This window comes from Winogradskyella ursingii, assembly GCF_013403975.1.
GTDB lineage: Bacteria > Bacteroidota > Bacteroidia > Flavobacteriales > Flavobacteriaceae > Winogradskyella > Winogradskyella ursingii.
Window position 1 is genome coordinate 84,538 of record NZ_JABFDH010000005.1, and the last position, 24,898, is coordinate 109,435.

30 protein-coding genes and 1 tRNA gene are annotated in these 24,898 nt (G+C 35.5%); 12 read left to right on the top strand and 19 right to left on the bottom strand.

Annotated features, from left to right (window positions below; translation table 11 throughout):
• Positions 1-93: 93 nt before the first annotated feature.
• The 8 genes from HM983_RS13140 to HM983_RS13175 all read left to right on the top strand — a co-directional run bounded on the left by HM983_RS13140 (position 94) and on the right by HM983_RS13175 (position 6,644).
• Positions 94-861, top strand: a complete 768-nt coding sequence (locus HM983_RS13140; RefSeq protein ID WP_179346098.1) for a tetratricopeptide repeat protein — start codon at positions 94-96, stop codon at positions 859-861.
• A gap of 3 nt (positions 862-864) precedes the next feature.
• The gene (gene ribH, locus HM983_RS13145) at positions 865-1,371 is read left to right on the top strand and encodes a 6,7-dimethyl-8-ribityllumazine synthase (RefSeq protein ID WP_179346100.1); all 507 of its coding nucleotides are present in this window, start codon (positions 865-867) and stop codon (positions 1,369-1,371) included.
• A gap of 242 nt (positions 1,372-1,613) precedes the next feature.
• Positions 1,614-1,844: a hypothetical protein gene (locus HM983_RS13150; RefSeq protein ID WP_179346102.1), complete on the top strand. Its 231-nt coding sequence runs from the start codon at positions 1,614-1,616 to the stop codon at positions 1,842-1,844.
• Between the two features lie 8 nt (positions 1,845-1,852).
• Positions 1,853-2,137, top strand: a complete 285-nt coding sequence (locus HM983_RS13155; RefSeq protein ID WP_179346104.1) for a riboflavin synthase subunit beta — start codon at positions 1,853-1,855, stop codon at positions 2,135-2,137.
• The gene (mutL, locus tag HM983_RS13160) at positions 2,137-3,990 is read left to right on the top strand and encodes a DNA mismatch repair endonuclease MutL (protein ID WP_179346106.1); all 1,854 of its coding nucleotides are present in this window, start codon (positions 2,137-2,139) and stop codon (positions 3,988-3,990) included. Before HM983_RS13155 ends, mutL begins: the two co-directional genes overlap by 1 nt.
• A 3-nt stretch (positions 3,991-3,993) precedes the next feature.
• Positions 3,994-4,746 (top strand): rhomboid family intramembrane serine protease, encoded by a 753-nt coding sequence (locus HM983_RS13165; protein WP_179346108.1) that lies wholly within the window; start codon positions 3,994-3,996, stop codon positions 4,744-4,746.
• 3 nt (positions 4,747-4,749) lie between these two features.
• Positions 4,750-5,622 (top strand): rhomboid family intramembrane serine protease, encoded by an 873-nt coding sequence (locus HM983_RS13170; RefSeq protein WP_179346110.1) that lies wholly within the window; start codon positions 4,750-4,752, stop codon positions 5,620-5,622.
• A gap of 254 nt (positions 5,623-5,876) precedes the next feature.
• Entirely contained in the window at positions 5,877-6,644 is a 768-nt protein-coding gene (locus HM983_RS13175) for an endonuclease/exonuclease/phosphatase family protein (protein ID WP_246277515.1), read from the top strand.
• Here HM983_RS13175 and HM983_RS13180 read toward each other — a convergent pair.
• The 16 genes from HM983_RS13180 to HM983_RS13255 all read right to left on the bottom strand — a co-directional run bounded on the left by HM983_RS13180 (position 6,636) and on the right by HM983_RS13255 (position 20,969).
• Entirely contained in the window at positions 6,636-6,944 is a 309-nt protein-coding gene (locus HM983_RS13180; RefSeq protein ID WP_179346114.1) for a DUF6122 family protein, read from the bottom strand. The two genes, HM983_RS13175 and HM983_RS13180, sit on opposite strands and share 9 nt — an antisense overlap.
• Complete coding sequence (locus HM983_RS13185) at positions 6,941-7,558, bottom strand: WbqC family protein (protein WP_179346116.1); 618 nt, start codon at positions 7,556-7,558, stop codon at positions 6,941-6,943. The genes HM983_RS13180 and HM983_RS13185 overlap by 4 nt, the downstream gene beginning before the upstream one ends.
• Before the next feature lie 27 nt (positions 7,559-7,585).
• On the bottom strand, positions 7,586-9,190 hold the full coding sequence (gene lepB, locus HM983_RS13190) for a signal peptidase I (RefSeq protein WP_179346118.1): 1,605 nt from the start codon (positions 9,188-9,190) through the stop codon (positions 7,586-7,588).
• Between the two features lie 62 nt (positions 9,191-9,252).
• Positions 9,253-9,954, bottom strand: a complete 702-nt coding sequence (dapB, locus tag HM983_RS13195; protein ID WP_179346120.1) for a 4-hydroxy-tetrahydrodipicolinate reductase — start codon at positions 9,952-9,954, stop codon at positions 9,253-9,255.
• Position 9,955: 1 nt separating this feature from the next.
• A complete protein-coding gene (locus tag HM983_RS13200; RefSeq protein WP_179346122.1) occupies positions 9,956-10,561 on the bottom strand; it encodes a DUF5683 domain-containing protein in 606 nt (201 codons plus the stop codon).
• A complete protein-coding gene (locus HM983_RS13205) occupies positions 10,548-11,456 on the bottom strand; it encodes a ParB/RepB/Spo0J family partition protein (RefSeq protein ID WP_179346124.1) in 909 nt (302 codons plus the stop codon). Before HM983_RS13205 ends, HM983_RS13200 begins: the two co-directional genes overlap by 14 nt.
• A complete protein-coding gene (locus HM983_RS13210; protein ID WP_179346126.1) occupies positions 11,456-12,223 on the bottom strand; it encodes a ParA family protein in 768 nt (255 codons plus the stop codon). The genes HM983_RS13205 and HM983_RS13210 overlap by 1 nt, the downstream gene beginning before the upstream one ends.
• Positions 12,224-12,329: 106 nt before the next feature.
• On the bottom strand, positions 12,330-13,211 hold the full coding sequence (locus HM983_RS13215; RefSeq protein ID WP_179346127.1) for an SDR family oxidoreductase: 882 nt from the start codon (positions 13,209-13,211) through the stop codon (positions 12,330-12,332).
• A 21-nt stretch (positions 13,212-13,232) separates the two neighbouring features.
• Complete coding sequence (locus HM983_RS13220; protein ID WP_179346129.1) at positions 13,233-14,033, bottom strand: HTTM domain-containing protein; 801 nt, start codon at positions 14,031-14,033, stop codon at positions 13,233-13,235.
• Positions 14,034-14,227: 194 nt separating this feature from the next.
• Positions 14,228-16,351: a methylmalonyl-CoA mutase gene (scpA, locus tag HM983_RS13225; protein WP_179346131.1), complete on the bottom strand. Its 2,124-nt coding sequence runs from the start codon at positions 16,349-16,351 to the stop codon at positions 14,228-14,230.
• Positions 16,351-16,995, bottom strand: a complete 645-nt coding sequence (locus HM983_RS13230; protein ID WP_179346133.1) for a hypothetical protein — start codon at positions 16,993-16,995, stop codon at positions 16,351-16,353. The genes scpA and HM983_RS13230 overlap by 1 nt, the downstream gene beginning before the upstream one ends.
• 3 nt (positions 16,996-16,998) lie before the next feature.
• Positions 16,999-18,384, bottom strand: coding sequence for a methylmalonyl-CoA mutase subunit beta (locus HM983_RS13235; RefSeq protein WP_179346135.1), 1,386 nt, complete (start codon positions 18,382-18,384; stop codon positions 16,999-17,001).
• Positions 18,377-18,703, bottom strand: coding sequence for an FtsB family cell division protein (locus HM983_RS13240; protein ID WP_179346137.1), 327 nt, complete (start codon positions 18,701-18,703; stop codon positions 18,377-18,379). Before HM983_RS13240 ends, HM983_RS13235 begins: the two co-directional genes overlap by 8 nt.
• Positions 18,703-19,308 (bottom strand): uridine kinase, encoded by a 606-nt coding sequence (gene udk, locus HM983_RS13245; protein WP_179346139.1) that lies wholly within the window; start codon positions 19,306-19,308, stop codon positions 18,703-18,705. The genes HM983_RS13240 and udk overlap by 1 nt, the downstream gene beginning before the upstream one ends.
• A gap of 48 nt (positions 19,309-19,356) precedes the next feature.
• Positions 19,357-19,872: a c-type cytochrome gene (locus tag HM983_RS13250; protein WP_179346141.1), complete on the bottom strand. Its 516-nt coding sequence runs from the start codon at positions 19,870-19,872 to the stop codon at positions 19,357-19,359.
• On the bottom strand, positions 19,869-20,969 hold the full coding sequence (locus HM983_RS13255; RefSeq protein WP_179346143.1) for a PQQ-dependent sugar dehydrogenase: 1,101 nt from the start codon (positions 20,967-20,969) through the stop codon (positions 19,869-19,871). The genes HM983_RS13250 and HM983_RS13255 overlap by 4 nt, the downstream gene beginning before the upstream one ends.
• Before the next feature lie 99 nt (positions 20,970-21,068).
• Here HM983_RS13255 and HM983_RS13260 point away from each other — a divergent pair.
• Positions 21,069-21,146 (top strand) — tRNA-Pro (locus tag HM983_RS13260).
• 58 nt (positions 21,147-21,204) lie between these two features.
• Here HM983_RS13260 and HM983_RS13265 read toward each other — a convergent pair.
• Positions 21,205-21,357: a hypothetical protein gene (locus HM983_RS13265; protein ID WP_179346145.1), complete on the bottom strand. Its 153-nt coding sequence runs from the start codon at positions 21,355-21,357 to the stop codon at positions 21,205-21,207.
• A 10-nt stretch (positions 21,358-21,367) separates the two neighbouring features.
• Positions 21,368-22,732 (bottom strand): NAD-dependent succinate-semialdehyde dehydrogenase, encoded by a 1,365-nt coding sequence (locus HM983_RS13270; protein WP_179346147.1) that lies wholly within the window; start codon positions 22,730-22,732, stop codon positions 21,368-21,370.
• Positions 22,733-22,914: 182 nt separating this feature from the next.
• Here HM983_RS13270 and HM983_RS13275 point away from each other — a divergent pair, with 182 nt between their 5' ends.
• From HM983_RS13275 to HM983_RS13285, 3 genes are read left to right on the top strand one after another with little or no spacing between them, the layout of a single operon-like run.
• Positions 22,915-23,250: a YtxH domain-containing protein gene (locus HM983_RS13275; RefSeq protein ID WP_179346149.1), complete on the top strand. Its 336-nt coding sequence runs from the start codon at positions 22,915-22,917 to the stop codon at positions 23,248-23,250.
• A 3-nt stretch (positions 23,251-23,253) separates the two neighbouring features.
• Positions 23,254-23,601 carry a phage holin family protein gene (locus HM983_RS13280; RefSeq protein WP_179346151.1) on the top strand — a complete coding sequence of 116 codons (348 nt, stop codon included), beginning with the start codon at positions 23,254-23,256 and terminating at the stop codon, positions 23,599-23,601.
• Between the two features lie 3 nt (positions 23,602-23,604).
• Positions 23,605-23,814 carry a DUF6327 family protein gene (locus HM983_RS13285; protein ID WP_179346153.1) on the top strand — a complete coding sequence of 70 codons (210 nt, stop codon included), beginning with the start codon at positions 23,605-23,607 and terminating at the stop codon, positions 23,812-23,814.
• A gap of 11 nt (positions 23,815-23,825) precedes the next feature.
• Here the strand turns inward: HM983_RS13285 and HM983_RS13290 are convergent, their stop codons facing one another.
• Entirely contained in the window at positions 23,826-24,857 is a 1,032-nt protein-coding gene (locus tag HM983_RS13290) for a helix-turn-helix domain-containing protein (RefSeq protein WP_179346155.1), read from the bottom strand.
• Positions 24,858-24,898 lie beyond the last annotated feature (41 nt).

The window sequence follows — 24,898 nt, forward strand, 5'->3', positions numbered from 1 at the left end:
AATGTGGTTTGGATTATTCAAAAATAACAAATAAATAGGCTTTTAAATCCCAATAAAAATTTTATTTTTGCGCACGCACAAATAGACAAGCATATGGCAACGTATAAGAAAAGAGGCTACAAACCCAAAAATAAAAAAGAGAAGGAAGAAGTTGTAGAGGAAAACTCAACAACAGCTGAGGTATTTAATACTTTGGACGAAGGTGCTTCCAAAACAGAAGAATGGGTTGTAAAAAATCAAAAATACATTATCGGTGTTATTGGCGCCATAGTTTTGGTTGTTTTGGGCTATTTGGGTTACGATGAATTTATTGCTGAACCTGCTGAAAAGGAAGCAATGAACGAAATGTACACTGCAAAACAATATTTTGATGATGCTGTAAGCGGTGTGTCTTCGGATTCTCTCTATAATATGGCACTCAACGGAGGTGAAGGTAAATACGGCATGTTGGATATCATCAACGAATATGGTGGAACACCAGCGGCAAACCAAGCCAATTATTATGCTGGTATGGCTTACTTAAATATGAAAGATTATCAGAATGCCATTACTTATTTAAGTGATTTTAAAAGTGATGATGTCATGTTAGACCCAATTGCTAAAGGTGGTATTGGTGATGCATTTGTGCAGTTGAACCAATTACCAGAAGCTTTAGAATATTACGAAAAGGCTTTTAAAGCAAATACCAACGAGTTTACAACACCATTGTACTTAATGAAAGCGGCTCTTGTAGCGATGGATCTAGAACAGTACGATACAGCCTTGGATTATTTAAAACGAATTAAAAACGAATTTCCAACGTCTACTGAAGCTAGTAATACAGAAGTGTTGATAGGAAAAGCAGAAGCAGCAAGCTCATAAACTATGGCTACGGCAAATCATAATTTATCCAATTACGATAAATCCACAATCCCAAACGCGAAAGACTTTCGGTTTGGGATTGTTGTTTCAGAATGGAACGATAAAATCACGGAAGGTCTGTGGCAAGGTGCGTTTGATGCATTGATAGACTGTGGTGCGGTAAAAGAAAATATTGTTCGCTGGAATGTACCAGGTACATTTGAACTTACTTACGGTGCTGCTAGAATGTCCAAAAGTTTCTATGCAGATTCTGGTATGCTTGATGCCATCATTGTGATTGGTTGTGTGATACAAGGTGAAACCAAACATTTCGATTTTGTTTGCGAAGGTGTTACTCAAGGCATTAAAGATCTTAATCTAAAAGGGGATATACCAGTCATTTTTTGTGTGCTTACAGATAATAATATGCAGCAATCGATTGATCGTTCTGGCGGAAAGCATGGCAATAAAGGTACTGAAGCCGCTATCGCAGCTATAAAAATGTCACATCTTCGTAAGACGACCAGTTAGTAGACGGTATTCGGTCAGCAGTACTCAGTTGCAATATAAGGTATGCTAAGTTTGAAACTTTGAAAATATCAATTTCATTATAGTTTTGATTTGAGTGCTGATATTTCAACTTCATTTTCAACTTCGACTGCAAATTCAGTATGTGGCATCCTTTTTGTTGATAATTTTAAGGAATTCTTTGGAAGTATTTCCTAGTATTTTAAGTACTTTTGAGATAATCAGGCTATAAAAATTTGTTCGTTTTGTTTAAACAAAAAAAGAATAGGAAATTTAATTACAAGCCTCGCTTTCAGGATTCTAATTCCGAGAACCATCGGGAGCAGAAGTCGAAGGACGACTTTGAAGAGAAATGGAATGAGATCAAAAAAACGACCAATCGTCGTGGCAACATTTTTACATCCTTGCCAGTATTGATCGTCATGCTCATTTCACTTTTTGTCTTAATCTATATCCTCAACGGATATATTAAATAGAAGCTATTATGGGATTGATGAAACTGAAAAAAAACAAAAAATTTAATTATACACCACGTTATTATAAAGGCGAAGGAAGTCCTTATGAACTCAAACATAAATTTGACGAATACCGAAAAACGGTTAGCCCAGCAAAAGGGATAAAAGGAAAAATTAATGCTGCGGTTGACGATTATAAACACAACCCAGATGACAGCGTTAATAAACGTGTGCTTATAATTGTGGGTGTGCTGATATTACTATTCCTTTTTATTATAGATTTTGACCTGTCCATCTTCTTGCCAAACAGCTAATGACAGATATTATTCAACTTTTACCAGACCATGTTGCCAACCAAATTGCAGCTGGTGAAGTGGTTCAGCGTCCCGCTTCTGTAGTTAAAGAACTACTTGAAAATGCCATAGATGCAGATGCTTCAGAAATAAAACTTATTATTAAAGATGCTGGAAAAACCCTCGTTCAAGTCATAGATAACGGAAAGGGTATGAGCGTTACGGATGCTCGGTTGAGTTTTGAGCGTCACGCGACATCCAAAATTAGCTCTGCCGAAGATTTATTCAGCTTGCACACCAAAGGTTTTAGAGGCGAAGCTTTAGCCAGTATTGCTGCGATTGCTCATGTAGAATTAAAAACAAAACGTCCAGACGATGAATTGGGTACTGCTCTTGAAATTGAAGGATCTGATGTTAAATCGCAAGAAGTAACTGTAACTCCCGCGGGAACGTCGGTGGCCGTAAAACATCTGTTCTTTAATATTCCAGCACGACGAAATTTCTTAAAATCCGATACTGTGGAACTGAGGCATATTACGGATGAGTTCCATCGCGTGGCTCTCGCGCATCCTAATATAGCTTTTGCGTTTTATCATAACGGAAGCCAACTGTTCGACTTGCCAAGCGAGAACTATAGACAACGCGTGGTGCATATTTTTGGTACAAAAACTAATGAAAAGTTAGTCCCAGTCAATGAAGATACTGAAGTACTTAAGATTTCAGGTTTTGTTGGTAAACCAGAATATTCTAAAAAAACACGGTCTGAACAATTTTTCTTTGTCAATAATCGATTTGTTAAAAGTCCATATCTCAACCATGCCATTAGTGCAGCGTTTGAAGGTTTGCTAAAGGACGGTTATCATCCCAGTTACTTTTTAAATTTAACCGTGGATCCAAAATCCATAGACATTAACATTCATCCCACAAAAACCGAAATAAAATTTGACGATGAGCATACGCTGTATGCTATTTTGCGTTCTGCCGTTAAGCATAGTTTAGGGCAATTTAACATTGCACCAGTTTTGGATTTTGAACACCAAAGCAACCTAAACACACCCTACAATTATAAAAATAAAAGTGCTATGGCGCCTGCGATAGAAGTCGATAGAGGCTTTAACCCTTTTGCTAATGACGGTACTCAGCATAATAAAAATCAGCAATCTTTTAAGAAAGCACCGTCGGCTTCGTGGGAAAGTCTTTATGTTGGTCTAGAATCAAAAGGTAATAACACGCCTCAGGATTTTGGTGAAATGACTTTTGAAAGTCAGGCCGAAACCAAATCCATTTTTAACGGTGATTCAGCTTTAGAAACGAAGAAAACTACGTTTCAGCTGCAGCAAAAATATATTGTAAGCACCCTGAAATCTGGGATGCTTATTATTGACCAAAACAGAGCTCACCAGCGGATTTTGTATGAAAACTTTCTAAGACATATAACAATTAAAGAAGCCACAAGTCAGCAGTTATTATTTCCGTTGCAACTTCATTTTACACCAAATGAAACTAATATTATAAGTCAACTTAAAGCAGATTTAGAACATACCGGATTTGTATTCTATGAGTTGAGTAAAAAAGAGGTGAAAATTACAGGAGTACCTGTTGGAGTGCCAGAAAGCGAAGTGTCAATTATTTTAGAGCAATTGATAAGTGATGTTGAAAATGATGTGCCTGATGCTAATTTTAGTTCGGCTGATTTGCTTTCTAAATCTATGGCAAAGAGTTTGGCAATTAAAAACGGACAAGCTCTTAACAGTACAGAACAAGAACATATTGTAGATAGTTTGTTTGCCTGCAAAGAACCCAATGTATCACCAACCAACCGACCAACGTTTATTACGCTTGGAGTGGATGATATCGAAAAGAAATTTATGTAGTTTATGAGACAAGGAATAACCGATGCGGTAAAGCATCTATTGATAATTAATGTGGTCATGTATGTGGGCACAATGCTCATTGGTAATGGCGAGGCGTTTTATGAATGGTTTGCTCTGTATTTTCCCAAGAACCCTTTATTTCATCCATGGCAAGTAGTGACACATATGTTTATGCATGGAGGATTTATGCATATCCTATTTAATATGTTTGCTTTATGGATGTTTGGTACGGCAGTTGAGCAGATTTTTGGTTGGAAGAAATTCTTAACTTTTTATTTGCTGTCAGGTCTCGGAGCGGCAGTAATTCAAGTGGCATTTTTGTATTTTCAATTCAATACTGGATTAGAAACTTTAATTGAAGCCGGAGCTTCTCAGGCAGAAGTGTTAAGTATATTGGGCGAAGGAAAATATAATACTGCTTGGAAATCTATTTTGGGTGATAATTTCCAAAGTTTCGTGGGTGCTTTTAATTCAACAATGGTAGGTGCATCAGGTGCTATTATGGGAGTATTGGTCGCCTTTGGCATGTTATTTCCAGAATCAAAATTGATGCTGATATTTTTACCAATTCCTATTAAAGCAAAGTACTTTATTCCAGCGATAATTGCTTTAGATTTATTTTCGGGATTAACAGGGCAATCTATTTTTAGCCCAAGTAATACCGCTTATATGGCTCACGTTGGTGGTGCATTAACAGGGTTTTTATTGATGTACTTTTGGAAAAAGAACGAATCTGATAAATACCGATGGAACTAGGCTATGAGTAATTTTGATGATTTAAAATATAAGTTTAACAATTTCAATACGTTTGAAAAAATTATAGTCATCAACATCGTGGTGTTTATAATTGGTAAATTAATTGCCGTATTTGGGCGTGAAAGCGACCCATTGCATTATCTTAAATTACCAGCTGATTTTTTCGATTTTATACTTATGCCATGGACGTTAATAACTTATGGTTTTACGCACTATGGTTTTTTTCATTTGCTATTTAATCTGTTGGTGCTTTATTATATTTCTAGAATGTTACTCAATCTATTTAGGCCAAAAATGGCACTGAATATTTACTTTTTGGGAATTATTGTTGGTGGTTTTGCCTTCCTGTTTGTTTATAATGTTCTGCCAAGTCATTTGTTGGTGCCAACTTTAGGATTGATCGGTGCTTCAGCAGGTATTAGGGCACTTATAATTTTCTTAGGAGTCTATATGCCGGAATCGGAAGTTCGGATTTTAATGTTCAATATTAAATTGAAATATATTGCCATTGCGCTCATTATTTTTGATTTATTGGGTTTATTCGGACTCAATCAAGGTGGGAATATTGCACATTTGGGAGGCGCTCTATTGGGTTATTTTTATGCAATAAAACTACAAAAAGGACAGGACATAGGTAAAGGTTTTGAAAGTATAATGGACACCGTGGCAAGTTGGTTCAAACCAAAATCGAAACTTAAAACCGTTCATAAGACTAAAGCTAAAACCAGTTATAATAAGCCTTCCAATAAAAAATCTTCCGACGTGTTAGATAAACAGAAAAAGATAGATGCCATTCTCGATAAAATCAGTAAAAGTGGTTACGAGAGTATTTCTGCAGAAGAAAAAAAATTCTTGTTTGAGGTCGGTAAAGATTAATTATGAAAGGATTGAGTTTTATTAATAAAATTGTATTTCTGGTCAATTCCTTGGCCGCTTTTTTATTGTTGTTATCTTATTTACTACCTTATGTTTCACCCAAGCAATTTGGTTTTGTATCTGTTTTAAGTCTTGGAGTGCCTTTTTTGTTAATAATCAACTTACTATTTTTTTTGTATTGGCTATTTCAGGTTAAGAAGCAAATGCTATTGTCCCTTATAGCTTTATTGTTAAGCTATTCTTACGTTAATCTCATGTATAAATTCAAGGCATCAAAACTGGTTGAGGATTCAGGAAATTTTACCGTTATGACTTACAATGTTCGTTTGTTTAATGAATACCGTTGGCTTCCGAATAAAAACGTGAAAGAAGACATTGTTGACTTTATTTACAATGAGCAACCCGACATTTTGTGCCTACAGGAATACACGCGAGGTAAGCCTGTAAGACTTAAAGGTTATAACAGATACAATGCCACTTATACCAAAGAAGTTAAGGGAGGACAATGTATTTATTCAAAATTTCCAATTGTAAATTCTGGATCATTGGAATTTCCGAATTCAACGAACAATGCTTTATTTGTCGATGTAGTTAAGAATAAAGATACTATTAGAGTTTACAACGTACATCTGCAGTCTTCAGGAATCAATACAAAGATTGAAGCATTAAAAAAAGAATCTTCCGAACATTTATTTAAACGAATTAGTTCAACTTTTAAGGCGCAACAGAATCAAGCTGAATTGTTATTAAAACACATGTCCGCAACCAATTACAAAACCATCATTGCAGGCGACTTTAATAACACGGCCTACTCTTACGTTTACAAAGAATTAAGAGGGGATTACAAAGATGCTTTTGAGGAAGCCGGCAACGGTTTTGGTAGAACTTACGATTTTAAGTTCTTTCCTGTTAGGATTGATTTTATTTTGGTTGATGAAGCTTTTGAAGTAAATGCTTTCAAAACATATGAAAAACGACTATCCGACCATTATCCCATTAAAGCTACGCTGAAATTACATTAAGGCACAATCTGTTGCATCTGCAATAATGTGAATTATTAAGCCTATTGCGAATATTCTTGTTTTTTTAGGGATCAATAAACCAAGATAAATAGCAATAGCATAATAAGAGTGGAGAGGATGAAAATTAATGCTGCACCGATTTGGTTGAAACATTGGATTTGCCAATAGATGATCCAAATCAATTATAAGACCCAATAGCATAATGCCATATGCCTTGAGCCATTGTTTTCCAAAAAACAATAAAGCAACCAGAAGAGGTAATCCAAAATGCAAGCCGTAATGGATCAAAGGCTGTATCATGTTGCGAGTATTTGTTTGTTAAGGTAAAGTTCTGTATTTGGGCCTTCATTAAAAAGTAAATCCAATATACTTAAATTAGGTATAAAACCGTGTTTCTCAGTAAATACTTGAGTATATGGTTTTAGAGTGTCAACCTCGTTTTTTTTGCGGACTAAATTCCTGAAATCTGTTTTATCATTTGGTGTTTTCTCAAACGTTTCTGTTTCTTGAAAATGCAATTTTAATTCCATGCACTTTGAAACTATGTCAAAACATTCAAAATTAAAATCCAATAAATAGTTAAACCGTTTTTCAAATAGAGGCATCAAATCCGCTTCATAATATTCAAAAAAAGGTGACATGCGGTAAGCGGATTGTAAAGATTTTAAATGTAATAACTGCCAGTTTTCTTTATTAGCAATTAAAACGTCTTTATAGAGTTGTCGATTCTTTTGAGTATAGATAACAGGAACAGTCAGTGCTAGTTTGCCGTTAGCCCCATAGATTTCGGTGCGATTTCTGTAACTCTGTTTTTGGTAATTGTCCCATACTTCAAAATAAATATTTTCAGCATTTATCATTGCCACAAAATGTGCAATATTGGGAAAGTATGTGGGATGCAAAAGACAATTCATATTGTCCTTAAAATTTAATGAAATTATTTAAGAATTGGTCTTCTTTTTCTTTCTCCACTTGTTGAAACCATAAATGGCAGCCAGCAAAATTAAAAAAGGAATGAGATAAGACGTACGTTCTCCTTCGCCACCAACAGTAGTAAAGACACGGTCCCAGCGGACGCTCCAGTTCTTTAGACCGTCGTTTATACCATCAATACTCATCCAAATAAATACAGGTTTACCGATAATGTGATTGTATGGCACAAAGCCCCAAAATCTTGCATCAATAGAATTGTGTCTGTTATCACCCATCATCCAATAGTAATCCTGCTTAAAGGTGTAGGATGTAGCGGGCTTGTCGTTGATAAAAATTTGATTGCCACGTGAAACTATTTTATTTCCTTCATATTCTGAAATGGCACGTTTGTATATGGGCAAGTTTGCCATGGTTAACGCAACGTTATCACCTGCTTTTGGAATATAAATTGGCCCTAATTGGTCTATATTCCAATTGTAATTATCGTCGCGAGGAAAAATATCTTCTTTCGTGTCTGGAGTTCTTTTGATGGAAGAAATACCGGAAATTTCAGGATGATTTTTTAATCGCGCAATAGCTTCGTCGGAAGCTGCTGAAACATAATATGAATTTTCGGAAGAGCCACGACCAACACCATCTGTAATATCGTGATTCTTTAATATGCTAAGAATTCTATTTGGTTGTAATGCACGCTTAAAAGTGACTTCATACGAAAATTGAATTTTTGCTCTATTAGGTAATATGTTTTGTTTACCGTCAATAAATACATAACCATCTCTGAGCTCTAAGGTATCACCAGGTAAACCAACACAGCGCTTCACCAAATTGGTCTTTTTGTCAATAGGTTTATAGTAATTACGGTCTGGTTCAAACTTATTCATGTCCAGCAAAGTATCGGCAGGTTGTCCAAAAACGACAATATCGTTACGTTCTACATTTTCAAATCCAGGTAATCTTAAATAAGGTAATTGAAACATGTTTTTCCAAGACGTGTTTCTTTTTTCATATTCGTCACTGTGTAAATAAGACTTTACTCCGAGAACAGGTATTGTATCGTGTACCATCGGTGCTGCAATAGTGGTCATTGGTACTCTTGGACCATAGTGAATTTTGCTCACGATGAGAAAGTCTCCTACTAAAAGTGACTTTTCCAAAGAAGACGAAGGAATTACAAATGGTTGAAAGAAATAAGTGTGAACTATTGTAGCTGCAACAATCGCAAAAAGAATGGAAGTAATCCATTCTCCAGCAGCGGTTTTTGGTTTGAGTTTACGATCTTCTATATAGTTGACGTCTGCGGCATAATTCAAATAATAATTGTAAAATCCTAAAGTTACGATGGCTATTAACGCATCAAGTTTGCTGTCTTTTCCGAAACTACGTGCGGTTTCTACCCAAACAGCAGGAATCATAATCAAATTCACGATTGGTAAAAACAAAAGAATTACCCACCACCATGGACGACTGATTATTTTCATGAGAATTACTGCATTGTAAATTGGTACAAACGCTTCCCAGGCTTTTTTGCCAGCTTTTATATAGAGTTTCCATGTGCCAAGACCATGAATAATTTGTATAATGAGTAAAAAAATAAACCATTGGGTCCAAGTCATAACTAAGGATATTTCTAGTGTAAGTTGAAAATTATTTTAATTTGTTTCAAAGTTTTGGCAAATTAACCAATGTTTAACACATCTTTCATGGTGTAGATGCCTTTTTTATCTTTAATCCATTCCGCTGCAATCACTGCGCCTAAGGCAAAGCCTTTTCTACTATGGGCTGTATGATTAATACTTATGGAATCTATTTCAGAATTGTAATTCACTTCATGTGTACCTGGAACACCTTCAATACGTTTGACATCTATGTGTATCTCATTTAAATTAGGTGTATCCAAAGTCCATTTTGTGTAATTGGTTTCCTCAATAATCTGTTCTGCCAAGGTAATGGCTGTACCACTTGGTGCATCCAATTTTTGGGTGTGGTGTATTTCTTCCATTTTAGTAGAGTAACCTTCTACTTTGGATATAAGTTGTGCTAATCTTTTGTTCACTTCGAAAAAAAGATTCACGCCTAAACTAAAATTTGAAGCGTAAAGAAACGTACCGTTTTTAGAATTGCAATAATCGATGATTGCATCGTATTCTTCTAGCCACCCTGTGGTACCGGAAATTACAGGTACATTAGCATCTAAAGCTTTTTTAATATTGTAAACGGCAGCAGTTGGTACACTAAAATCTATAGCAACATCTACGTCAGAAAAGTTGAAAGTATCATTTTCATTAGCAATTTTTAAGGTTATGTTGTGTGTACGTTCTAAAGCAATGGCTTCAATGCTTTTTCCCATTCTGCCATAACCGAGTAAAGCTATATTCATGTTAAAATTTAAAATTTAGAGTGACGCCCAAATCACCTGTATTTTCCCACTGATTGTATTGGTAATGTGGTGCGAGACTCAAGTTTTCATCCACATTAAATTGAAGTAAATGTGCATCTACATTGGCATCTATAATGTTGAATGCATAAAGACCAAAAGTGACTAATAAAGCCACTTCTTTATTTCTCCTAAATTGTTGTTGTGCTCTAATTAGTCCATCGTCGGAGATTAAAGGATTTCCGTTAGCGTCAGAAAATTCATCGTCATTAAATCCAGCCAACCGTCTTTTGTATGCGTCTCTGTAACGATCAAATTGTTTGTCGTTACGGACATAAAAGTAAACGCCTGTACCAATAGCTCCCCAAACAATCGGGATTTTCCAGTATTTTTTGTTGTAAGCTTGTCCTAAACCAGGGAAAATAGCAGAGTAAAAAGCCGCTTTTGCAGGTCTCAAAGGATCGATTTCCTCTTGTACTATTTGTTCTTTTTCAAGCACTACGACACTTTCGTCCAATCCTAGGTTTGTACTGTCTTGGATAACTTGCGAAAAGGAACACCATGTCAAAAAAAAGACAAATAGAAGTGTGTAAACTTTATGATTTAGCACGTTGCACTAATTTTTTTATACGGTTAAAGTCTTCTTCCGAATGAAATGGAATTGTAATTTTGCCGCTTCCGTTCTTAGCTACCTTAACGTCTATTTTATGCCCAAAGTATTCAGAAAAATCCTTTATGCCTTTCTTAACATATTTTGGTATTTCAGGTGAAGTGGTTTTGGTTTCATTTTCAGGAGCATCATTATTTAGACTCTTGACTAAAGCTTCGGTTGCTCTTACGGATAATTTATTACTTATGATTTTTTCATAAACTTCCAATTGGTCAATTTGGCTTTCGATATTAACCATTGCACGACCATGTCCCATACTTATAAAACCATCGCGCATTCCGGTCTGTATAATTGGGTCTAGCTTTAATAATCTTAAGTAATTAGCGATCGTAGAGCGCTTTTTGCCAACACGTTCGCTCATTTGCTCTTGGGTGAGATTAATTTCATCAATTAATCGTTGATAAGATAATGCTATTTCTATAGGGTCTAGATCTTGACGTTGAATATTTTCTACCAAGGCCATTTCCAACGATTCCTGGTCATTGGCAATACGTATGTATGCAGGAATGGTTTCAAGCCCAATTAATTTTGAAGCTCTAAAACGACGTTCACCAGATACTAACTGGTATTTGTTAAATGCTAATTTTCTAACAGTTATGGGTTGAATGACTCCAAGTTCACGGATGGATGAAGCTAGTTCTCGTAGGGTTTCTTCATTAAAATTGGTTCTTGGTTGAAACGGATTCACTTCAACGCTATCAATTTCCAATTCCACTATATTACCTACAACTTTGTCCGCATTTTTATCTTCAGCAGATTTTATATCGTTCTCTGGATCTTTCAATAATGCTGAAAGTCCACGACCCAATGCCTGTTTTTTTGTCGCCTTCGCCATTATCCTTCATTTTTTTTAATCAACTCCTTTGCCAAATTTAAGTAATTGGCAGCTCCTTTGCTACTTACGTCATAGTTAATAATGCTTTCACCATAACTCGGTGCCTCTCCCAATCGTACATTACGTTGAATAATAGTGTCAAAAACCATATCTGTAAAGTGTTTTTGCACTTCTTCAACAACTTGATTTGATAAGCGCAAACGAGAATCAAACATGGTTAATAATAAGCCCTCAATATCCAAGGCCTCATTATGCACTTTCTGAACACTTTTAATCGTGTTAAGAAGTTTACCCAAGCCTTCCAGTGCGAAATATTCACATTGAATAGGGATAATTACAGAATCTGAAGCTGTTAAAGCATTCAAAGTTAATAATCCCAATGATGGTGCACAGTCTATAATGATATAGTCGTAATCTGATTTGAGGTCTGTAATGGCTTTTTTTAGCATATATTCTCGTTCGTCCTTATCGACTAGTTCAATTTCGATGGCTACGAGGTCTATATGCGCAGGAATAATGTCCACATTAGGTGCGTTGGATTCAATAATGGCATCCTTTGCGTCTACTGTGTGTTCTAAAACTTGGTATGAACCCACTTCTACATTATCGACATCGATACCTAAACCAGAACTTGCATTGGCTTGAGGGTCTGCATCTATAAGTAGGACTTTCTTTTCTAGCACACCAAGGGAAGCCGCTAAGTTTACTGAGGTTGTGGTCTTGCCCACACCTCCTTTTTGATTAGCAATTGCAATGATTTTACCCATTAAATGATTTGGTTGTTTAAGGGTTTAAAAATACGATTATTTATGAGTTTGGGAAATTGAAGTTGTTAATAGTTATTAGCAACTCCAACACAAATAAAATTTATGATTACTTATTTTTTTTGGCTCTAATCATTTTTTCCAAATCATCCCATTGGTCTTCAGTTATTTCAGAAAGCATATTGAATTCTCCCGCTCCCATTAGCCACTCACCACCATCAATAGTAATAACTTCACCGTTAACATAAGCTGAAAAATCAGATACTAAATAAGCGGCAAGATTTGCCAATTCCTGATGTTCTCCAACACGTTTTAACGGTACTTTTTTGGACATATCAAATTTTTCCTGAAGGTCGCCTGGCATCAATCTATCCCAAGCGCCTTTGGTTGGGAATGGTCCTGGTGCAATGGCATTAAAACGCATGCCGTATTTTGCCCATTCTACTGCCAAACTTCTTGTCATTGCCAAAACACCCGCTTTCGCTGCTGCGCTTGGCACCACATATCCTGAACCTGTCCAAGAATAGGTAGTGACGATATTTAAAACATTAACATTGGTTTGTTTGTTGTCTATCCAATGTTTACCGAATGCCAAAATACAGTTTTTGGTACCTTTTAAAACAATATCCAAAATCACATCAAACGCTCTGTGAGATAAACGTTCAGTAGGGGAAATAAAATTTCCAGCAGCATTGTTCAGGAGCACATCTACTTTTCCGAATTCTTCAATGACAGTATCTCGCATGGCTTCGACTTGGTCATACTCACGCACGTCGCATTGCACAGGCAGACATTTACCATTAGTTTCTCTTTCTAGTTCTTTTGCTGTGTTTTTGAGCTTGTCTAAATTGCGCGAGGTGATGGCAACATGAGCACCAAGTTCTAAAAAATATTTGGTCATGGCTTTGCCTAGTCCGCTTCCGCCTCCGGTAACGACTATAGTTTTACCTTTAAGGGCATCATCTCTGAGCATTTGTTTTGTATTATTCATTGAAAATTTGCTTTTAAAATTCTAAGATAAGGTATTCTTTGGTTTAAACTGAAAGGGAATGATGAATGCGAGATAAAGAAATATACTCACATAGTCAAGCATAAAGATACTCATTATTGTTGTTAAATATATATGAAAACCAACTCCCACAATCAGAGCAATCCACCTAGTTTTTTTGAACCAAAAACCGATAGCCAAAAAGTATTCAATTAAAACACTGGAAATAGCAAGAACAACAATTGGAACTTCAACAAATCCCAAATCATAAAAGCCACTGGAAAAATCGACATGGAAGTTTTTATAGGCAGTAGACATGTCTATCAAAGCATCTCCGCTTAAATAATATGGTGTTGATTTAGCGATCGCATTTATTCCATAAATTAGTGATAATTGAATTTGAATTAAACGCATTGGCCACATTGGGCTCAAAATAGTTGTATCAAAATTCTTTTTGTTGAATTGCCAAATAGGTAATGACTTTAAAAACACAAAGCACATTAAGACACAGAGGATGACCTGTTTGCTTTTTCTGCCTTCGTTGAGAAAATCGTGAGGTACTAATAGAATGAACAAAATGAGTGCAGCAATACGTGACTTCGCGCCGAGAGCGAACAGAATAATTAAGATGTAAATGATAACGTGATAAACGTCGCTAAATACAACCGAAATAAGACTTGGAAATTCTGTTAATGGATAAATAGGATTCAAATCTCTTGGAGCAAACATGAATGCAATCATGACCGCGACCAGAATTCGGAAAATTATCAGTGGTTTTGGATGAATAGCTGAAAATAAAAACCTATCAATTTTTTCAGTTGACATGGAATGATAGATTAGTTGTTTTTGATACTCTCAACCTTGGATTTCTTTTGCATAGAATTATCAAAATTGTGATAAACTCGAAGTGTTGTTGATAAAGCGATTAACACGACTACGCTTGCAATGAACAGGAAAGTATCTGTTTTTTTATTAATGAAGAAAACGTAGTTGTTTTTCAATTTTTTTTAAATTAACAATTAATCAATCAATATCTCCAAAATTTGAATTGCAGCATCACTGATTTTAGTACCAGGACCGAAAACTGCAACTGCACCAGCATCAAATAAATATTGGTAATCCTGTTTTGGGATAACTCCACCAACAATCACCATAATATCATTTCTTCCATAGTTTTTGAGTTCTTCTATAACTTGCGGAACAAGCGTTTTATGCCCAGCTGCAAGAGAAGACACTCCGAGAATGTGCACGTCATTTTCAACGGCTTGCTTTGCGGCTTCCTTTGGTGTTTGGAAGAGTGGGCCAATATCAACATCAAAACCAACATCTGCATAACCAGTTGCAACAACTTTTGCACCTCTGTCATGGCCGTCCTGTCCCATTTTGGCAATCATAATTCGCGGTCGTCGCCCATCTTGCTCGGCAAATTGATCTGCTAATTCCCTTGCTCGCTTAAAACTGCTATCGTCTTTTATCTCTTTGCTGTACACTCCACTAAATGATTTTATCTGCGCTTTGTAACGTCCAAATTCGGCTTCCAATGCATCACTGATTTCGCCTAAAGTCGCACGATGTCTTGCGGCTTCTACTGCTAAAGCTAATAAATTTTCTCTACCTGACTTTGCGGCTTGCGTTAATTTTGAAAGTGCTTGGTTAACCGCATCACTATCACGTGTGGATTTGATTTCGTTTAAACGCTCAATCTGCTCATTTCGGACAGTTTGGTTATCCACTTCCAGGGTTTGGATTGGATCTTCCTTTTCCAATCGGTATTTATTGACTCCAACGATGATATCCTGTCCTGAATCGATGCGTGCTTGTTTTCTGGCTGCAGCTTCTTCGATACGTAATTTTGGAATTCCGGCTTCAATGGCTTTTGTCATTCCACCCAGTTGTTCAACTTCTTCAATAAGTTCCCAAGCTTTATGTGCGATGTCATGAGTAAGCTTTTCAACATAGTAGCTACCAGCCCAAGGATCTACTGTTTTTGTAATTTGAGTTTCTTCTTGTAAATAGATTTGTGTGTTTCTCGCAATTCTTGCCGAAAAGTCCGTGGGTAATGCGATGGCTTCATCCAAAGCGTTTGTATGTAGACTTTGTGTGCCTCCAAAAGCCGCAGCTGAGGCTTCAATACAAGTTCTTGCTACATTGTTGAATGGGTCTTGTTCTGTTAAGCTCCATCCCGAGGTCTGGCAGTGTGTTCTTAACGCTAAAGATTTTGAATTTTTAGGATTGAATTGCTTTACCAATTTTGCCCAAAGCATACGCGCAGCTCTCATTTTGGCGATTTCCATAAAATGATTCATGCCAATCGCCCAAAAGAAGGATAGGCGAGGAGCAAAAGAATCGATGTCCATGCCAGCTTCTAAACCTGTTTTTATGTATTCTAATCCGTCTGCCAAAGTGTACGCGAGTTCAATGTCGCAAGTTGCTCCAGCTTCTTGCATGTGATATCCCGAAATACTGATACTATTAAATTTCGGCATGTTTTGACTTGTATATTCAAAGATATCCGAGATGATTTTCATGGATGGAGTAGGTGGGTAAATGTAGGTGTTACGCACCATGAATTCCTTTAAAATATCATTCTGAATGGTGCCAGCCAACTGCTCTGGCTTTACACCTTGCTCTTCTGCTGCCACAATGTAAAATGCCATAATGGGCAAAACGGCTCCGTTCATGGTCATGGAAACGGACATTTTATCCAGCGGAATTTGATCAAACAATATTTTTATATCCTCAACCGAATCAATAGCTACACCTGCTTTGCCAACATCACCTACAACGCGCTCATGGTCTGAATCATAACCCCTATGTGTTGCTAAATCAAATGCAACGGACAAGCCTTTTTGTCCTGCTCCTAAGTTACGTCTGTAAAATGCGTTACTCTCAGTGGCTGTTGAAAATCCAGCATATTGTCTAATGGTCCAAGGTCTGCGCACATACATTGTAGAATAAGGTCCACGAAGATTTGGTGCTATACCAGCCACGAAATTGAGGTGTTCTAAATCTTGAATGTCCTCTTTTGAATACGTTGATTTTACGTCGATATTCTCAGCCGTTTGGAAAGCCTCTTTGGTTTCCTGCTTTTGGCTTTTGACTTCAGACTTTAATTTTATATGTTGAAGGTTTGTTCTACTCATTACATTATCATTTTTTCGATGTAAGGGTCAAAGTTGGCTTGAAACGGAGCTAATAAGTGAATTAATACTGTCTTGTTATTGGATGAGATATAATAGGCATGCTGAAACGATTGTTGTCGAAGTTTTGTGTCTTCAACTTTAAAAATAGCTTTGAAGATTTGGGTAGTCCCATTATCGTTATGCTTTGCTGTAATTTTCTCGTATACCAATTCTGTTTCTTCAGACATCTGTTCTTGACCTTTTCTCATCATTCCTAAAATAAATTTAGCATCTTGACGATAAATTGGAAGATAGGGAACAGTGTTGAGTGTAAAAGTAGCATTTACAGTATTATCAAAATATATATAATGATTGCCTTCTAGTTCTCTCATAAATTTTACTCGGGTGCGCTCTATCTCCATTTGCTTATTATCTACAACAAGAGAATCTAAAAGTTTTAAATAATCTATAGTAGGATAGTTTTTAAAAGTAACAGGAAGAAACAATTTTATTCCATCATCTCCGAGATAATGCATCTTACTTTCTACCTCATTAACATCTTGTGTTTGGGTCCAATCGTTAATACCTTTGGCTATTTCTATGCAAGAAGTTGAACTCAGTAGAATTACATAAAAAACACCCACTATAGTTTTTCTCAATACCATGTTTTATTCCTTCTTTAATCTACTGATTTCCAAATTAGCCGACAATCTTTTTTCAATAATTGGTTCAATTAATGTTTTTCTTATTTCTTTTTTCAAAAATGGACTGATTTCCAGTTCATTTTTCATTTTGTCAGCAGGATTTGGATGCTTGTTGGTGCCTAAAAGTGTAAGTTGTCCTTCATCAAACTCAGATTGTTCTTTTGCTGCACTTTCCTTTATTTTTCGTTGAATGGTCCCTTCTTTTAGTTGGCTTAAAAAGCCTCCGTTTTTTTCAATATCCTTAAAAAGTTCTAAGGCTTTTTCCGCTAGTTGCTCTGATAAACTTTCGATATAATAAGCTCCATCAGATGGGTTATTAACCTTGTCAAAATAGCTTTCATTTTTTAAAACCAATAATTGATTTCTTGAAATCCGTTCGCCAAATTCATTTGGTTCGTGATATAAAACATCGTACGGTAAATTGCTTATGATATTTGCACCACCTAAAATTGCACTCATGCATTCGGTTGTGGTTCTAAGCATATTTACATTGTAATCGTAAATTGTTTTATTGCGCTTGGTTGGTGTGGCTATTACTCTGCAATTTCCATTAATACCATATTCTGGAGCCAAAGTTGCCCAGAGTTGTCTGAGTGCTTTAAGTTTAGCTATTTCGAAAAAGTAGTTCGATCCCACGGCAACATTAAAGGTTACTTCGACTTCGCTAAGCGACCAGTCTTTCTTTTCTTTAAAACTATTGAGGTATTCATTTGTATGAGCCAAGCCGTAAGCTAATTGTTGCACCATTGTTGCTCCTGCGTTTTGATAAAGGCTGAGGTCAACACTTAATTGTTTGGTCTGTTTTACAATAGCTTCAAATTTTGAATGGTCATCTTTTAGGTTGTTGTGCCAATTACCTGTTTTGGCCAAATTGTGGATAATGTCTTTGTGTAAGAAAATTTGGTTGTGGGATTTCTTGCTATTGCTCGAAATGACAAATTTGATTTTTTCGACAAAATCTTCGGATAGAAAATTACATTTTAATTCAACAGGAATGGTAATCAAATCAATGTTTTGGAGTAAATCTTCAATTGAAATTTCTTCAGAATTTAAAATGAAATTTATACTTTCTGCTCCACGATGAATAGCATCTTTTGCAGTAATGTTTCCGGTTTTGGCATCTTTGACTTCAATGGTTTGGCAAATTTTCCATTCAGCAGCCTTTGTGTTTGATATTTCTGGCCACTTTTCAAAATCATCTGAATGGTAAAAGGGCTTTACATCGATACCTTCGTTACTATTCCAAATTAAGTTTTCGTTATAATCCGCACCTTTTAGATCAACTTGGATTTTTTGTTTCCAAACTTTGGGTGACACAGGTTCAAATTCGTTGAATAATTTTTTACTCATCTTCATTATCGTTTTTCAAACTGTCTTCGTATTCAATAATATAAATATCTTCATTGGCCTTTTTCATATAATAGGTTTCCCTTGCGGTACGCTCAATGCCTTCCTCAGAACTCAAATCCTTAATTGCTTTGTTATCCTTAATCATTTCTTTTCGGTAATGCTCTTTTTGGTAATTGAGCTCATCAATATCTGAGTTGAGTTCGTGATGTAACAGCCATGAGTGTGCATCAAAGAAAAGCATCCAAATCACAAATACCACCAATACCAGAATATATATATTCTTGAAGGGTTTTAGATATTTTGAATTGAATTTTGCCATTATAATTTTTCGTTAATTATAGTTTTAACGATATCTACAGCTACAGTGTTGTATTTGTTGTTGGGAATTATGATGTCTGCATATTCTTTCATAGGCTCTATAAATTGTTGATGCATTGGTTTTAAGGTGTTTTGGTAACGTGTTAAAACCTCGTCCAAATCGCGCCCGCGTTCAGAGATGTCACGTTTTAATCGTCTGATTAATCTCTCGTCCGAATCGGCATGTACAAATATTTTAATATCGAAAAGATCCCGGATTTCAGCATGCGAAAGAATGAGAATACCTTCTACGATCATCACTTTTCTAGGTTGGGTAACAATGACATCTACCGTTCTATTGTGTTTTATAAAGGAGTAAACTGGTTGATTTACCGAATTGCCCTTTTTTAATTCTTTTAGGTGTGCTTCTAAAAGTTCGAAATCTATAGAACGCGGATGGTCGAAATTGATTTTTACACGTTCGTCATAACTAAGGTGAGAGGTGTCTTTATAATATGAATCTTGCGAAATAACACCAACTTCACCCTCGGGAAGCTCATCTAAAAGAGTATTGACGACCGTGGTTTTGCCACAGCCAGTACCACCAGCAATTCCTATAATTAACATGACTGCGTTATATTTGGGTTAAGACCCACAAATTTAATTTTTTTAGACTTAATCAGAAGCCAAAGCTTTTGAAACTTTCTCTAGAGTTACAAAATTATCAATTTCATTTCCCCAAGCGTTATTAATGTAATTCATAACATCTGCAACTTCTTTGTCACTAAGTCCCAGGGGAGACATAACACTGTTGTAAGTAACACCATTGACTACCATTTCACCCGTCATACCTTTTTTGATACCTATAATACTTTTTGTTTGCTTTTCCCTAAGATAATCTGAATCTGCAACAGGAGGAAACGCTTTTGGTACACCTTCTCCATTTGCCATGTGGCAGGTAATGCACATATCGTCATATACCATTTTACCACGCTCTATACTTTGGGCTTTTAATGTTTTTTGATCTTGCGTTTTCGGTGTTTCTTCCTCTATTTTCTTAATTTCATTTTCTGAATTTGTTTTTGCCGCAACCGGATACGATTGCTTTGCGGCATTGTTACTCTTTTTGTCATTCGAGTTACATGACACAATTAACGAAAGTGCTAATGCAAATTTTAAATATTTTATCATTTTCTTAATAGTTTTACAATCCCTAAATTTTCGATACCAGCGTAAATATAACCATCTGGGCCTTGTTCTACACATCTTACTCTCCCAAGTCCGTCGAGCAGTCTTTCTTCTTTAGTTACCTTGCCATTTTTTATGGTGCACATATCCAAATATTGAAATTTTAGAGAACCAACCAGTAGATTGCCTTTCCAGTCGCCATATTTATCACTGCTTATAAAAGCCATTCCGCTCGGTGCTATAGAGGGATCCCAATAATGAAGTGGTTGCTCCATGCCTTCCATTTTAGTCTTATCCGTGAATTTTGTTCCACTGTAATTGACACCATAGCTTATCACTGGCCAACCGTAATTGGCACCCTTTTTAATAATGTTGATTTCATCTCCACCTTTAGGTCCGTGCTCATGAGTCCAAATTTCGTTGGTGTTGTAATGCCTGATCATGCCTTGTGGATTCCGATGACCATAAGACCAGATGGCTTTTTTGGCATCTGCTTTATCAACAAAAGGATTGTCCTCAGGGATTCTGCCATCATCATGAATTCTGTAAACTTTGCCGCCATCACGTGTTATATCTTGAGGGTTGGTATCTCTGTCGCCACGCTCACCAATGGTAAAGAACAAGTAGCCATTTTCATCAAAGACCAACCGTGAGCCAAAATGCTGTCCGCGTTTTGAATTGGGACTTGCCTTATACAGTTCCTCTAAATTGTTTAAAGAATTGCCATTTAATTTAGCGCGACCAATGGCGGTGTTGCCACCGTCACCTTCACCTTTTTCTGAAGCGTATGAAAAATAGATCCATCCATTTTCTTCATAATTTGGATGTAGGATTATGTCCATAAATCCACCTTGGCCACGTACATAAATATCAGGTAAACCTGAAATACTTGTTTTTTTACCATTTTTAAAGTGAATCAATTCTCCTGCTTTTTCTGTTATAAGCATTGCTCCATCAGGAAGAAAAGTAAAACCCCATGGAATATTAAGCTCATCAACAACAACTTCATGGGTGTTTTTGGTATTTACTGGATTTTTGTCTTGGGCACATGTGAGTATACATATGGCAATGATGCAAAATAGTGGGAACTTTAGTTTCATGTTGAAAATTATAAAAAAGTTGAATTTTAAAGTTAGTGAATTGTTATTGGTTTCTAAAGAAAAACTATATATTTGCAATCCGAAATTCAACTATAATTTCGGGGTGTAGCGTAGCCCGGTTATCGCGCCGCGTTTGGGACGCGGAGGTCGCAGGTTCGAATCCTGCCACCCCGACCAAGTATTCTAAAAAAAGCTCAGTAAAACTGAGCTTTTTTTGTTTTTATTATTTTTATTTTTAAAACCATTCGAAGTGAATGCCTGAGGCAACCACAGCAATGATTAATATAACTAGTGCAATAATGACAAACCTTGCAGTAAATATAGTGGTTTTATCTTTTTGAAGAATATAATCTCTTCTTTCTTCTTCGTCTTCTTTTACAAATTTCATAATGTTTAGTTTATTTATTGATAAATACGGTTTTCTTGTTTACAAACTCCATGATTCCTTCTTTAGACAATTCTCTTCCAAATCCTGAAGCTTTTGTACCTCCAAAAGGTAGTCGAGGATCTGATTTCACCATTTCGTTTATAAAAAATGCTCCATCTTCAATTTCGAGTGTATGCTTCAATGCATTTTTATGATCTTCTGTAAAAATCATTGTGCCTAATCCAAACTTGGAATCAGATGCACATTCAAAAGCTTGTTTTGCTGATTTAACTTTTATAATTGAAGCAACTGGCCCAAAAGTTTCTTCTTTAAATACAGGCATTTTATCTGTAACTTCAGTTAAAATTGTTGGTTCATAGTAGGCATCTTTCCGATTATTACCATAATGAACTTTTGCTCCCATTTCAATTGATTTTTCAACTTGTTCTTCTAATGTATCAGCTAAATCTGGTCTTGCCAAACAAGACATTGTTGTTGATTTTTTTAAAGGATCGTCGTAATTTAAATTTTTAACTTCCGCTGTAAATTTATCTAAAAATTCGTCATAAATTTTGTCTATAACTATAAATCGTTTTGCGGCAATACAACTTTGACCCGAATTTTGCATTCTTGCCTTTACAATGGTTTCAATATGCTCATCTAAGTTTGCATCTTCTAATATAATACATGCGTTATTACCTCCCAACTCTAACAATGATTTTTTTAGGTTTTTACCTGCAATTTCGGCAATATGTCTGCCAGCTTTTTCGCTTCCTGTTAAAGACACGGCCTTTATGGTATCATCTCCTAGAATATCGTCTATTGTTTCGTGCTCTGCAATAAGTGTTTGAAATGTGCCTTTGGGAAATCCTGCCGAAAGAAATAATTGCTCAATTGCTAGAGCACAACCAGTCACATTTGTTGCATGTTTAAGCATGGCAACATTGCCAGCTGTTAAAGTTGGAATGGCAAATCTAAAAACTTGCCAAAACGGATAGTTCCATGGCATCACTGCGAGTATACAACCCATTGGATCATAACTTATAAAACTTTCATGAGCATCTGTTTCAATTAACTCGTCGGCAAGAAAGTCTTCAGCATTAGTGATATAAAATTTTATTAAAAGCATGCATTTTTCAATTTCAGCTTCACTTTCTTTGATGGGTTTGCCCATTTCTAAAGTCATTAATTCACTGAGATTATTCTTTTGCTTCTGCATTTCGTCATGGAGCTTAATGAGTAAATCCACTCTGTCTTGAATCTCTAACTTTTTCCATTCATTGAATTGATTTTCTGCCAACTGAAGCTTCTTTTTCACTTCTTCCTTGGTATGGATATTGTAAGTTTTTAAAGCTTGATTGTTATATGGATTTCGTGTTTGGACGGTCTTATTCATAATCCTTAGTTTTAAGTACAAATTTAGGTATAGAAATTATTGAAACTTAGTGCGTTTACTTAAAAACTTAATGCAAATAATATTTATTATTCAAGTTAAAAATTGTACCTTAAGAGTTAAGAGATATAGTACATTTAAGCGAGATTTGTACTAATAGAAATTAACAAAAAAAACATAATACAATGAGTGATAACGGAAATACATTTTTAGGTGTACTTGCAGGTACAGCAATAGGAGCAGCATTAGGAATATTGTTTGCACCAGATAGAGGTAGCGAAACTAGAAGAAGAATAGCAGAAGAAGCAGCACATGGACGAGACGTTGTAGTGGACAGAGCTTCTGAAATAAGAAATAATATTGGAAATACTTTAGCAAATCAGAAAGGTAATCTAGAAGATCAAGTTGAATCTATTGTTTCCAATGCGAGCTATAAAGCTGAAGACGTTATAACTACTCTCGAGGCCAAACTTAAGGATTTGAAACAAAAAAATAAGAATCTGCAAAAAAAGACATCATAATATATGAGTGTTTTTGAATCATTTGGTGATACGACAGATAAAGCAACTGATATTGGTGAGCGTTATATAAAAACGTCTCGCCAATATTTTAAGCTTAAAGTATTTCAGCAGTTAACCTTTTCGATTAGTTTATTGTTAAAACTTTTGATTATTGGAGGCTTAGCGTTTGTTGGTATACTTTTTTTGTCCGTTTCATTAGCCATATATATTGGTGATGAAATGGAGAATAGATTTATGGGTTATATCGTTGTTGGTCTAATTTATCTAATATTAGCGCTAATCGCTTTTTTCTGTAAGTCTGTAATTGATAGAAAAATCATTAGCAAAATATCCATGAAATTTTTTAAATAATTTATGAGTAAAGTATATACCACATTTGAACAAATAGAAAGCGACCTAAAGCGCTTTAAGCTCGAACGAGATATTGCTTGGGAGGAGCTTAAATTAGTTAAAAACGAGTATAAGGATGAGCTAAAACCTTTAAATTGGATTACTTCTGCGCTCAAATTCACCAGTAAATATGGGATTATGCTAATTCTTAAAAGAATATTCTTCAGAAAATAATTAAAAAAAACTTACATTAATTTCACCTTAGAGACAATCTGCTTTTTGAATTCGTTAGGTGATATTCCAAATTTTTCCTTAAAAATTTTAGAAAAATAACTCCGGCTCGTAAAGCCAATTGTATAAACAATTTGAGAGATATTGAGATCGGAGGATTTCATTAGATCTCTAGCTTGCTCTAGTCTTACGTGCCTAATAAATTCAGTAACAGTTCTTTTAAATAAAAATTTAAAGCCATCCTGCAATTTAGACTGAGACAGACCATAATTAGATGAGAGTAAATCTAACGAATACGGTCTAGCCGGTTCTTTTTGTATAACGTTACTTATCTGCTTGATTAAGGTTAACTCCTTTTTGGTTAAAGATGGTGGTATGGATCTGCCGGTTGTAGAACGCTCATGCTGCTGTATATGCATTGATAAAATTTCATACACCTTTGCTTCAACTTTTAAAATTTTAAGCATGCCCTTACTCTTAATTTTATGTATGGCTTTAACTTGGTCTGCCATTTTTAAATTAAGTTCACCATAATGGGCAAATCTTTTCTCGTAATCTTGGTCCATAAAAACATCATAAAGTTTCTTATTTAAGCTTGAAACATTGGTTGTACGCTTTTTTAGAAAATCTTTACGGACAATTTGGATGATATTTATTTTAAGTTTTTCTCCTTTAGGAAAATGTATAAAACTTTTGCCTTCTGATCTATTGGTGAAAATTACCGATTGGAATTGTTCCGTTTTGTGCTCTTTGTTGTCAATGCTAAAACGATGTGTAAACGAGCCTTCCAGATTGTAGATAAACCTTATCGGATTAAAATCCTCTGCCTCAATTTTTAAAACAAAATCTTTCTGAAAGGTAATGTCAAAATCCAATAAATTAACGCCCCAATCAAAAGGAATAAACGTTATTTTACCTATAGCCAAATTGTTTTTAACATTTAAAACATGCTCGCCCCAACGCTCATTAATTTCGGCATTGAGTTGTTGACTAATCTGATATAATAAATCTTTACTATCAGATGGATGAACTGCGATTTCTATCATTTTCAAATTTTTATAAATATAAATTCTAAGCAAATTTAGCC